At 58.1% G+C, this 11,637-nt stretch carries 14 protein-coding genes; 2 read left to right on the top strand and 12 right to left on the bottom strand.

The window, feature by feature from the left end:
- Positions 1–9: 9 nt before the first annotated feature.
- The 9 genes from ACTG3T_RS14260 to ffh all read right to left on the bottom strand — a co-directional run bounded on the left by ACTG3T_RS14260 (position 10) and on the right by ffh (position 8,290).
- On the bottom strand, positions 10–1,299 hold the full coding sequence (locus tag ACTG3T_RS14260; protein WP_439102954.1) for a homoserine dehydrogenase: 1,290 nt from the start codon (positions 1,297–1,299) through the stop codon (positions 10–12).
- 80 nt (positions 1,300–1,379) lie between these two features.
- Positions 1,380–2,567 (bottom strand): alanine transaminase, encoded by a 1,188-nt coding sequence (gene alaC, locus ACTG3T_RS14255; RefSeq protein ID WP_439102953.1) that lies wholly within the window; start codon positions 2,565–2,567, stop codon positions 1,380–1,382.
- Between the two features lie 100 nt (positions 2,568–2,667).
- Positions 2,668–3,444 (bottom strand): DsbC family protein, encoded by a 777-nt coding sequence (locus ACTG3T_RS14250; RefSeq protein ID WP_439102952.1) that lies wholly within the window; start codon positions 3,442–3,444, stop codon positions 2,668–2,670.
- 175 nt (positions 3,445–3,619) lie between these two features.
- Positions 3,620–4,528 (bottom strand): site-specific tyrosine recombinase XerD, encoded by a 909-nt coding sequence (xerD, locus tag ACTG3T_RS14245; RefSeq protein WP_439102951.1) that lies wholly within the window; start codon positions 4,526–4,528, stop codon positions 3,620–3,622.
- A 134-nt stretch (positions 4,529–4,662) separates the two neighbouring features.
- Complete coding sequence (rplS, locus tag ACTG3T_RS14240) at positions 4,663–5,016, bottom strand: 50S ribosomal protein L19 (RefSeq protein WP_439102950.1); 354 nt, start codon at positions 5,014–5,016, stop codon at positions 4,663–4,665.
- Between the two features lie 117 nt (positions 5,017–5,133).
- Positions 5,134–5,883, bottom strand: coding sequence for a tRNA (guanosine(37)-N1)-methyltransferase TrmD (gene trmD / locus ACTG3T_RS14235; protein WP_439102949.1), 750 nt, complete (start codon positions 5,881–5,883; stop codon positions 5,134–5,136).
- On the bottom strand, positions 5,883–6,422 hold the full coding sequence (gene rimM / locus ACTG3T_RS14230; RefSeq protein ID WP_439102948.1) for a ribosome maturation factor RimM: 540 nt from the start codon (positions 6,420–6,422) through the stop codon (positions 5,883–5,885). The genes trmD and rimM overlap by 1 nt, the downstream gene beginning before the upstream one ends.
- 13 nt (positions 6,423–6,435) lie before the next feature.
- On the bottom strand, positions 6,436–6,693 hold the full coding sequence (gene rpsP / locus ACTG3T_RS14225; protein ID WP_439102947.1) for a 30S ribosomal protein S16: 258 nt from the start codon (positions 6,691–6,693) through the stop codon (positions 6,436–6,438).
- Between the two features lie 223 nt (positions 6,694–6,916).
- Complete coding sequence (gene ffh, locus ACTG3T_RS14220) at positions 6,917–8,290, bottom strand: signal recognition particle protein (protein ID WP_439102946.1); 1,374 nt, start codon at positions 8,288–8,290, stop codon at positions 6,917–6,919.
- A 124-nt stretch (positions 8,291–8,414) separates the two neighbouring features.
- On the opposite strand from ffh, the gene ACTG3T_RS14215 reads away from it, so the two are divergent.
- On the top strand, positions 8,415–9,218 hold the full coding sequence (locus tag ACTG3T_RS14215; RefSeq protein ID WP_439102945.1) for a cytochrome C assembly family protein: 804 nt from the start codon (positions 8,415–8,417) through the stop codon (positions 9,216–9,218).
- A gap of 1 nt (position 9,219) precedes the next feature.
- Positions 9,220–10,476, top strand: a complete 1,257-nt coding sequence (locus ACTG3T_RS14210; protein WP_439102944.1) for an HlyC/CorC family transporter — start codon at positions 9,220–9,222, stop codon at positions 10,474–10,476.
- Positions 10,477–10,503: 27 nt separating this feature from the next.
- On the opposite strand, the gene ACTG3T_RS14205 is transcribed toward ACTG3T_RS14210, so the two are convergent.
- From ACTG3T_RS14205 to ACTG3T_RS14195, 3 genes are all read right to left on the bottom strand, one after another.
- Entirely contained in the window at positions 10,504–10,728 is a 225-nt protein-coding gene (locus tag ACTG3T_RS14205) for a DUF1289 domain-containing protein (protein ID WP_439102943.1), read from the bottom strand.
- Complete coding sequence (locus ACTG3T_RS14200; RefSeq protein ID WP_439102942.1) at positions 10,721–11,266, bottom strand: gamma carbonic anhydrase family protein; 546 nt, start codon at positions 11,264–11,266, stop codon at positions 10,721–10,723. Before ACTG3T_RS14200 ends, ACTG3T_RS14205 begins: the two co-directional genes overlap by 8 nt.
- A gap of 61 nt (positions 11,267–11,327) precedes the next feature.
- Positions 11,328–11,637, bottom strand: a 310-nt coding sequence (locus tag ACTG3T_RS14195; RefSeq protein ID WP_439102941.1) for a tRNA-guanine transglycosylase, incomplete at its 5' end; no start/stop codon positions are given.

The following is an 11,637-nucleotide window of genomic DNA, read 5'->3' as shown; positions in this document are numbered from 1 at the left end:
GTCTCCCCTCTAGTTTGGCGATTCTATACGGATACAGTGCGGTTCGGTGATACCCGGCAAGGCCGAAATTGCCGTTACCGCCCGCCGCAGCGCGTCCTCCCGGGCAGGGTTTGTCAAAACAACCACGGGCACGGTAGCCGCCGCACCCTTTGGCGGCTTCTGGATGAGCGCCTCGATGCTAATGCCCTCTGCGCCCAGACAGTTGGCCAACTGGGACATCACACCCGGACGATCCTCAGCCTGCAGACGAAGGTACCAGGCGCTGCTCACCGCCTCCATGGGCAGCGTTGGCGAGGCCTTTAACTCTTTTACCGGCACGCCGAGGCAGTGCACCGGCCCTCCCCCGGCACGGGCCAGATCCACAATATCCGCGACTACCGCCGAGGCTGTGGGCAGGCGTCCGGCTCCCGCTCCGGAGTAAACGGTCTCCCCCGCCGCATGCCCTTCCAGGCGCACCGCGTTGAGCACCCCATCCACATTCGCCAGAAGCGCATCTTTGGGGAGTAGCGTGGGATGCACACGCAGCTCGACGCCGTCGGCATGCTGCTTGGCAATACCCAGATGCTTGATGCGGTACCCCAGCTCGTCAGCGAACTGAATATCCGCCGGTGTTACCGCACTGATGCCCTCACAGAACACAGCGGAAAAATTCAGCGGCGCAGAGAACGCCATGGCCGCAAGAATACTGAGTTTGTGCGCTGCGTCGATGCCCTCCACGTCAAAGGTGGGATCGGCTTCTGCGTAACCCAAGGCCTGGGCTTCAGCCAATACATCATCAAAGGAGCGCTGATGGGCGCCCATTTCCGTAAGGATGAAATTCCCCGTGCCATTGATAATCCCCGACAGCTCGCTCACGGAGTTGGCGGCCATCCCGTCGCGCAGGGCCTTGAGGATGGGGATGGCACCGGCCACCGCGGCCTCACACAGCAAGCTCTGGCCGCACTCCTCTGCCAGGGACAGCAATGCGTTACCGTGCTCGGCTATTAACGCCTTGTTCGCGGTGACCACTGACTTTCCGCTGCGCAGTGCTGTCTCGACAATGTCTTTGGCCAGCTCCGTCCCGCCGATGCATTCGACGAGCACATCAACATCCTCTGCCCGCGCCACGTCCAACAGATCGCGGTGCACCGGCACGTCCTCAGTAGGACAATCATCGCGGTCCCGGCGGGCGCCGACGCGTGTCAATACCAGTGGCCGCCCCGCGCGAGCCGCGAGCAGGGACGCCTGATCACGGAGCAGCTCGATGGTGCCGCCACCGACGGTGCCGTTGCCGCAGACTCCAATACGCAATGCGCTCATGCTAAACAATTCTCCAAATACTGCTTGTTGTGGATCCGGTGGAAGAAACCAGGGTGAGGGGATCAGGAGACGCTAGCGCCCTAGGCCACACCGTCCTCGCGAAACATACGCTTGATGTTGCGAATAGCCTGACGGGTTCGGTGCTCGTTCTCAATAAGCCCGAAGCGCACAAAGCCCTCGCCGTACTCACCAAAGCCAATTCCCGGTGACACGGCCACCTTGGCTTCCCGAATCAATTTTTTACTGAATTCTAGGGAGCCCATCTCTCGATAGGCGTCGGGAATCTGCGCCCAGACAAACATAGTCGCCTTGGGTGGTGTTACCGGCCAGCCACTCGCTGTCAGTCCTTCACAAAGCACATCGCGACGGGACTGATACATAGCATTGATCTCCGACACGCAGCTTTGGTCTCCCTCGAGAGCCGCAATCGCAGCTACCTGAATCGGCGTAAACATGCCGTAGTCCAAATAGGACTTCATGCGCGCCAGCGCCCCTACCAGGGTGGTGTTACCGCAGCAAAAACCGATGCGCCAGCCAGGCATATTGTAGCTTTTGGACATACTGAAGGTTTCGACGGCCACCTCCCGAGCGCCCTCTACCTGCAGAATCGACGGCGCAACATAGCCGTCGAAACACAGATCGGCGTAGGCAAGGTCCTGTACAACCCAGATTTGATGCTCCCGGGCGATTTCCACCACCTTTTCAAAGAAAGGCAGTTCAACGCAGTGGGTCGTAGGGTTGGAGGGAAAGTTCAGCACCAGCATTTTTGGCTTGGGCCAGCTGTTGCGAATAGCGCTTTCCAGTTCCTGGAAAAACTCCTCCTCGTCACCCATGGGCACATGACGGATATCCGCACCGGAAATCACAAAGCCGTAGGGATGAATAGGGTAGGAAGGATTGGGCACGAGGATCGCGTCACCGGGACCCGTAGTGGCCAAAGCAAGATGCGCCAAGCCCTCCTTTGACCCGAGGGTCACGATGGCTTCAGTTTCCGGATCCAGTTCTACCGCGTAGCGTTTGCGGTACCAGTCACAGATGGCCTTGCGTAGGCGGGGAATACCTTTGGACTGGGAATAACGATGGGTATCTGGCCGCTGCGCCGCCTCCACCATTTTCTCGACGATATGCGCCGGCGTGGGCTGGTCGGGATTCCCCATGCCAAAATCAATAATGTCCTCCCCCGCGGCGCGGGCCGCCTGCTTGAGGTCGCCGACGATGCTGAAAACATAGGGGGGAAGGCGCTCAATGCGCTGAAATTGCTGTTCCACGGGGACTCGCTGTCGCTTGGTGACTTTTAAAAAAACACGTCCTGAAAAATACGCTGAGACCAATTACCCCAAGGGGCTGCGCCTCAGCCCTTCGGGGACGTTACTCTAAACCCAGCACGGCCATCAAATCGTCAGCGCTTTTATAACCGGGAATCATCTCTCCGGATGGCGTAACAATTGCCGGTGTGCCCCGCACGCCGATTTGTTGACCCAGGGCAAACTGATCCGCAACGGGGTTGCCCGGGCATACGTTCTCTTCGAGCTCTTCACGATTCTTGAACGCAGTCAGAGTCGCCTGGCGATCATCCGCACACCAGGCACTGGCAAGCTGACGAAAACCGGGAGAACCGATGCCCTGTCGTGGGTAGGCCAGATAGCGCACTTCGACGCCGCGACGATTTAACTCAGGAACTTCCTTGTGAAGTTTCTGGCAATAGAAGCAGGAAACATCGGTAAACACGGTGAGCTTGCCCCGGGTCTCGCCCTCCGCAGGAAATACAATGACGTCTTTCTCGGCTACCGCCGCGATCGCCGCCTTGCGGTCGTCGGAGCGCTGCTGCTCGCCAAGATTCACAAGCCCGGTCACCCCGACGTTATACAGATCGCCCACCAGAAAATAGTCGCCGTTTTCTGTGGCGTAGACGGTCGGTCCCTGCACAATACCGACACGATAGAGGCCAGGCAGCTGGCTGGCCTCCACGCTTCTCACCTCAAGTCCGATCTGTGGCGCACCCAGGCGCAGGCGGAGTTTCTTTTCGATGGCCGGATCAACACTCTCTGCGGCACTCGCCGCGGGGGCGAGCGCCAGAACGCTTAAACCCAGCCCCAGGAGCAGGCTCAGGAGTGCCTGGCGATTGAAAGTCCGGCTTGAATACATGACACGAGTCCCGTTGTTTATTTCGTTGCTTATCCCTTAGATTAGCCGCGACGAGCGGCTGCTAGGGAGCTTGATTGCAGTTATTTGATTGTAACAGTGTTCAATCGTTCACTCAGCAAAATATGCCAGCGCCAGCAATACAAACACCCTGGCGCCAAGGCGCTGATAGGCGGGTTTATCCCCGGGGGTGATGCTTTGCGTGGAGACTTTGAAGACGCTGTCTGGCCACGTGGGTATAGATTTGCGTGGTACTCAGGTCACTGTGTCCCAACAGCAACTGCACTACCCGCAAGTCAGCGCCGTGATTCACCAGGTGCGTGGCAAAAGCATGACGCAAAACATGGGGAGAGATGGGCTTGCGAATCCCCGCCGTCAATGCGTGCTGTTTGATGCGATGCCAGAAGGTCTGTCGGGTCATCTGCTGAGCACGGCGGCTGGGAAACAGCACATCCGATGTCGTGTCTCCGAGCAGTTCCGGCCTCACTTCGCGAAGATAACGCTGCAGCCAGTGCAGCGCCTCCTCCCCGACCGGCACGAGACGCTCCTTCCCTCCCTTGCCGATGATACGAAGCACTCCCTGATTGAGACTGAGCTGGGAAAGGGTCAGCCCCGTGAGCTCCGATACACGAAGACCACAGGCATAGAGCAGTTCCAGCATGCAGCGGTCCCTAAAGCCGATGGGATCATCGAGCTTCGGTGCTTTGAGCAACGCATCAACATCGGCCTCGGATAAGGTTTTAGGGAGGGGACGACCCAGCCGGGGACTGTCCAGGCCCACTGTGGGATCAAGTTCAAGCTGCCCGCTGCGAAGAAGATAGCGATAAAAGCCCCGAAGGCAGGACAGCGCGCGGGCAGCGGACCGGGGGGAACGTTTTTTCGCAAGGAGACTGGCCAGATAGGCCTCTATGTCGCTGCGCTCAATCTGTTTCGCTGTGCGATTGCGGCTCAGCGCCCAGCGGGAAAAGGCCTGGAGATCGCGCCGATAGGCTGCCAGGGTGTTCTCGCTCAAACCCTTTTCCATCCAGACCGCATCCAGATAGCTTTCGAGTAGAGGAGAATCTGCGCTCGCGCTGTCTTCTAACATGCGCAGAGCTTAGCAAACCTGCCCATGGGCAGCGGCTTGGGCGACGATGAGGCACAAAAAAACGGCCAGCCCCTCAGGACGGCCGCTTTCAGATACTGCTGGATATTCGAAGGCCGCGACAGCGGCCAGTGCGATTAACCCAGCTTTTCCTTGATGCGCGCGGAGCGACCGGATCGCTCGCGAAGGTAGTAGAGCTTCGCCTGACGTACGTCACCGCGACGCTTAACCTCGATGGATTCGAGAAGCCGGGAGTAGGTCTGAAAAGTACGCTCGACACCCACACCGTGGGAAATCTTGCGCACGGTGAACGCCGAATTCAGGCCGCGGTTGCGCTTACCCAGCACAACGCCTTCAAACGCCTGGAGACGCTCCCGGCTGCCTTCTTTCACCTTGACCTGAACAACAACGGTGTCGCCAGGGGCGAAGTCCGGCAGTTCCTTGTCCATCTGCTCAGCGTCAAGCTGAGAAATTATTGCGTTAGTGCTCATTGTCTTGCTCCCAAACTCCCTGCGATCGCCCATCGGGCAATCCTGTAAAAAATACTCTGCTGTCGACACTAAAAGTACACCCTCACTTTAGTCTCTAACAACCTCACAGCAGCACGGCTATCCCGCTTCCTGCTGGTATTCCGCCAGAAGCTGCTGCTCCTCGGTGGTCAAATTCCGTTTCTGCGCAAGGGCCTCAAGAAGATCCGGACGCCTTTCCCAGGTTCTGCCCAAAGCCTGCTTCAGGCGCCAGCGCCGTATCGCCTCATGGTCCCCGCTTAACAATACGCCGGGAACATCCTGTCCCTCGTACTGCTCCGGCCGCGTAAAATGCGGACAGTCCAGCAAACCCTGCGCAAAGGAATCTTCCTCTGCGGAGCTCTCGTGACCCAGAACTCCCGGCAGGAGACGCGACACCGCGTCGACAACCACCAGCGCCGCTAACTCTCCACCGCTCAACACGTAATCACCGATAGACAGTTCCTCATCCACCGATGACCGGATCAGGCGCTCGTCCACGCCCTCGTAGCGCCCGGCGAGCAACACCAGCCCGGGAAGCTCCGACAACTTCTTTGCCCGTCTGTGATCGAACCTGTCACCCTGGGGAGACAGATAAATCACGGGAGCAGCGTCTCCGGCAAACTCACGCCCCGCCTTCAGTGCAGCCGCAAGAGGCTCCGGCCTCATCACCATACCCGGACCGCCCCCGTAGGGCCGGTCATCAACACTGCGGTGCCGGTCGAGAGTAAAATCCCTGGGATTGATCGCGGTCAGTTGTAGACGCTCGTCGCGCACTGCCCGTCCCGTTACACCCAGGTCACTCACTAGGCTGAGCATCTCGGGAAACAATGTGACCATCGCTACCCGCATTAATCTTCCGGGTGCCAATTGACGGTCATCATTCCCGCTTCCGTATCTACCGACAGCACAACGCTCTTTGGAAGATAGGGGATGAGACGCTCTCGCTCATCAACGCTGCCCTCACAAGACCGCAGCACCAGTACATCGTTGGCGCCAGTTTCCAGAAGGTGATCCACTTCGCCGAGAAGCAGCTTTTGCCCCTCATGCTCGCTCCACACCTGCAAGCCCTGTAACTGGTGCCAGTAATACTCGTCGGACGCCAAAACCGGCAGTTCCGACTGAGGCACCCAAATCTCGGTACCCCTGAGGAGCTCGGCCTCCGTGCGGGTGTCTACCCCCACTACCCTTGCTACCCATCCCTTGCCCTGGCTACGCCCGTCTGCAAGTTCTATTGGTTCTAAATGCCTTTGCCGTGCCATCTGATGGCCGCTGAAGGCAAAAAAATTCTTGGGAGGATCTGTGAAAATCTGAAGCTTGACCCATCCCTTGATGCCATAAGCGCCGGTAATCTTACCGGCCAGAAGCATCTGATCCCCGGGCGTGTTCATGCCCGAGAGGCCGTTAGGCCGCTTCGCTGCTCGTCTCGTCGACGCTGAGCAGCTTGGCCACGCGGGCAGACAGCTGAGCGCCCTGACCCTGCCAGTACTCAATGCGCTCACGGTCTACGCGAAGACGCTCTTCCTGACCGCGGGCCACGGGGTTAAAAAAGCCCACGCGCTCGATGAAACGGCCATCGCGCGACCGACGGCTGTCCGTGACGGTCAGATGATAGAAAGGTCGCTTTTTGGCGCCACTACGTGAAAGTCGAATCGTTACCATTGCCTTGCCAACTCACTCCTGCGAAACCCGTAAACCCTGCCATCTTCGGCAACTGGCCACAGATTATCGACTAATAATCAATAAATTCGGGCAACCATCCAGCACAGTGCTTTCAGGACCCCTACGAAAGGTCGCGCATCATACAGAAAAGCGGGGATGTAGGAAAGCCCCTCAGACGGTGATTTTTTCAATAACTGCGGGAGCTTAGAGTGCTTCAAGGGCTCTAGCGCATAGGTGGGAATCCACCGCCGCCGGGGGGCATCATGCCGCCCATGCCGCGCATCATCTTTTCCATGCCTCCACCCTTCATTTTCTTCATCATTTTAGCCATCTGTTTATGCTGCTTGAGAAGACGGTTGAGATCCTGCACCTGGGTACCCGAACCCCGGGTAATGCGGCGTTTGCGCGTTCCCTGGATCAATTCCGGATTACGGCGTTCCCGCGGCGTCATGGAGTTGATCATGGCCTCCATGCGGGCAAAGGACTTGTTGTCTATTTGCGACTGCGCGGCCTGGGCCATTCCCGCCATACCGGGCATTTTGTCCAGCATGCTCGCCATACCACCCATATTATTCATTTGCTGGAGCTGATCACGGAGGTCCTCCAGATCGAACTTTTTGCCCTTCTTGACCTTGCGCGCCAGTTTCTCAGCTTTCCCCCGGTCAACCTTTTGTTCCACTTCCTCTATGAGCGACAGGACGTCACCCATGCCGAGAATGCGCGAGGCGAGGCGATCGGGATGGAAAGGGTCTAACGCTTCGGTCTTTTCGCCGACGCCCAGAAATTTAATGGGCTTGCCTGTGATATGCCGAACGGATAGTGCGGCACCACCGCGGCTGTCGGCGTCCACCTTGGTCAGAATAACCCCGGTGAGAGGCAGCGCTTCGCCAAAGGCCTTTGCCGTATTGGCAGCATCCTGGCCCGTCATGGCATCAACCACGAACAGGGTTTCCACCGGCGTCACAGCTTTTTCCAGAGCCGCGATCTCCGCCATCATGTCTTCATCCACCGCCAGGCGTCCGGCGGTATCTACAATCAACACATCGCTGAACTGAATCCGGGCGTGCTCCCGAGCCGCCAGGGCAATATCCACGGGCTTCTGGTCCACGGATGAGGGGAAGAAATCAATGCCGACTTCCCCTGCCAGCGTTTCCAACTGCTTGATAGCCGCGGGGCGGTATACGTCGGCGCTCACCACCGTAACCTTCTTCTTATCGCGCTCCTTCAGAAGCTTGGCAAGCTTTGCGGCAGAGGTCGTTTTACCCGCACCCTGCAGACCTGCCAGCAAAATCACCGCCGGCGGCTGGGTCGACAGTTCCAGTCCTTCGTTGGCAGAGCCCATGACCGCCTCGAGTTCGGCCTGGACAATCTTCAGAAAGGCCTGGCCGGGACTGAGGCTGCTCATCACCTCCTGCCCCAATGCCCGCTGCTTTACGGAATCCACAAACTGCGTGACCACCGGCAGAGCGACATCGGCCTCGAGAAGAGCCATGCGCACTTCCCGCAAGGTGCCCTGAATATTGTCTTCACTGAGGCGAGCCTTACCCGTGACGCTGCGAAGACTTTGGGTTAATCGCTCGGAAAGATTTTGAAACATGGAGTCAACGGTCCTCTTGGGTCGCGCGCTCGGGACATTCGAGCCGGCGCGCTATTGATTACGCAGTAACAAGTCGGTACAAGGGAGCGCAAGTATACGCGCCGCGGAGCCGGCCCCCAAATCCATGTCCATAGCTTTTCTTGCCTTCATCGCCGCCTTGCTTTATCTCGCCGCTGCGGGCCTTCAGTTAGTGAGCGCCTTACAGCACAATGGCAGCGTCAGCCGCAGCCTCATCGTGATCGCAATCTTTGCCCTGGGCTGCCACGCCTTTCTCACCTGGCACAATATTTTCGATCACGACGGCGTAGATTTTGGTTTCTTCAGAATTTTCTCGTTGATTTTTCTGGGCATCAATGCCGCCTGCCTGTTGGCCCTGACCAGGCGGCCCCTGCAAAATCTGCTGATCATTCTCTTCCCCCTGTCAGCGGTGGCGGTGCTCATATCGACGCTCGGGCCGGACACCGGCGCCCTTGAGCACCGCGTGCCCCTGGGCGTCGCAGCACACATCGGCAGCTCCGTTGTGGCCTACTCTATTCTTACTCTGGCTGCGATCCAGGCCGCGCTGCTGGCCGCGCAGGACGCGCAGCTCAAGCGCCGTCAGATGGGGGGACTGCTCAGCGTACTCCCTCCCCTGCAATTGATGGAGAGCATGCTCTTTGAGCTGATCTGGGTGGGCTTTGTCGCTCTTACGCTATCCATCGGGACCGGTGTGGTGTTTATGCAGGACATATTCGCCCAGCATCTGGTGCACAAAACGGTCCTGAGCATCGCTGCCTGGATACTGTTTGCGGTGCTTCTCGGGGGCCGCTACTGGCTGGGATGGCGAAGCCAGACTGCCGTGCGGCTTACCGTCACTGGCTCGACGGTTTTAATGTTGGCTTTCCTGGGATCAAAACTCGTTCTAGAGCTGGTGCTGGAGAGAAGCTGAATTGAACGATGCTCCGCTGGGCCTTCTGTTTGCTGTCTTGGCAGCCTTGATTCTCATGTCCGGATTTTTCTCGAGCTCCGAGACCGGCATGATGTCCCTCAACCGCTATCGCCTGAAACACTTGCGTAAACAGCATCACAAAGGCGCAATGCGGGCGAGCAAACTGCTGGACAGACCCGACCGACTCATCGGCCTTATCCTCATAGGCAACAATCTCGTGAATATCGCCGCATCGGCAATAGCCACAGTGATTGCGATTCGGCTATATGGTGATGCCGGCATTGTGATTGCGACTATCTTGCTGACGCTCGTTATTCTGATCTTCGCCGAGGTCACCCCGAAAACCATAGCGGCGCTTTATCCGGAGAAAGTCGCCTTCCCCGCCAGCGTCGTGTTGCTGCCGCTGATGCGTCTGCTTATTCCCCTGGTAGCCATTGTGAACTGGGTGACCAACGGGCTGCTGCGTCTGTTGGGTATCAACACCAACGAAGCGGGAGAAGAACGGGTGTCCCGGGAAGAACTGCGCACCATCGTCTCTGATCCCGACGCCATGATTCCCCAGCGACACCGGGGCATGCTGGTAAACATCCTCGATCTCGAAGGCGTCACTGTCGACGATATTATGGTCCCCCGAAACGAGTTCTACGGCATCGATCTCGACGAAAGCGACGAGAGTATTCTCGAAACTATCCACCGCAGCAGCCACACCCTGCTGCCAGTCTGGCGCGAAGACAGCAATAACATCGAGGGGGTTTTGCACCTGAGGAATGTCAGCCGCGTAGTGGATCGCGACGGACTATCGCGCAGCGGTTTGATCGGCGCCCTGGACAAGCCCTATTTCATTCCCGAGAGCACGCCCCTGCACACACAGCTGCGGAATTTCCAGCAGAAGAAGTTTCGTCTGGCGCTGGTCGTCGACGAGTACGGCGACGTGATCGGCCTGGTCGCCGTCGCGGATATTCTTGAGGAAATTGTCGGAGAATTCACCTCCAACCTCAGCGACAGCTCCGACGAGATCTATCCCCAGCGCGATGGCAGCTATGTCTTTGACGGCGGCGCCAGCGTCCGGGATATCAACAAGGCCCTCAAATGGGATTTGCCAACCGACGGCCCGAAAACGCTTTCAGGACTGGTGCTGGAATATCTGGAATCATTCCCCGACGGCAACGCGGGGCTGCGTATCAGCAATTACTGCTTCGAAATTCTAGAACTCGAGGGCAATGTGGTCCGGGCCGTGAAAGGCCGGCCTTCGCCGTAATCGGATTACCGGGCTGTCGCTGACGCTCTAGAGCAGGCGAATAGGGTTATCAGCATCGCGGCGTGCCTTTGCCAGCTCCAGCATCTCGCGCTTTTTTGCGGCACTGGCCATGAACCAGTCGGTGATCTCATCGGCGCTGCGATAGCAGCCCATGCAGATATCGTTCTCATCCAGCGCACAGATAGAAACACAGGGGGACGCCGGCTCTTCGCCTGTTGAACTCGCCTTGCCTCGCTCGTCACGCTCACTCATCGCCAAGCGCTTCCACGGTGACTTCTTCCAGTTCCCTGCTAAAGCGCACAGCGTTACCCGCGTAGTGCTCCGCATTCAGCGACAACATGGCCTGCTGTTCCGCGCTAAGCGTCTTCTTGATCACGCCAGGGGAACCCAGGACCATGGATCCATCGGGGACCTCCATACCCTCGGTAACCAGCGCATTGGCACCGATGAGGCAGTTCCTGCCGATCCTGGCGCCGTTGAGCACCACGGCGTTAATACCTACCAGGGAGCCATCGCCAATGGTGCAGCCATGGATCATGGCGTTATGGCCTACGGTGACATTCTCCCCGATTACCGCCGGAAATCCCGGGTCAGCATGAATCACCGTACCGTCCTGAATATTGCTACCGGCCCCCACCTCAATGGCTTCCACATCACCGCGGAGCACACAGGAGAACCAGACGCTGCTGTTTGACCGCAGCGTGACCTGACCGATGACCGCGGCGTTGGGCGCCACAAAGTGGCCTTCACCTTCGAGCGTCGGACTGTGTTCTCCCAGTTTATACAGCATGCTCTATCTCTCTTTCCTATTGGTGTGGATCACGGTTAACGCGCGCAGTGGTCATCGGACATTATGCAATGCCCTGAGATTGATAATAGTCCTCGGCAAAGGCGTCCAAACGCTGTTCTTCAATAGCCTGACGGATCCCACGCATGTGGTCCTGATAGTAATGAAGATTGTGCATGGTGTTGAGCTGGGAGCCGAGAATCTCGTTACATTTATCCAGGTGATGGAGATAGGCCCGACTGAAGTTGGCGCAGGTGTAGCAAGCACACTTCTCGTCCAACGGCGCTGTGCTGTGACGGTGTTTTGCGTTGCGGATCTTGATGGTGCCCGTGGACGTAAACAGGTGGCCGTTGCGGGCATTGCGCGTGGGCATG

The organism is Congregibacter sp., from assembly GCF_965660375.1.
Classification (GTDB): Bacteria; Pseudomonadota; Gammaproteobacteria; order Pseudomonadales; family Halieaceae; genus Congregibacter.
Note: the sequence above shows the minus strand (reverse complement) of the source record. Positions and strands in the feature narration are given on the sequence as shown.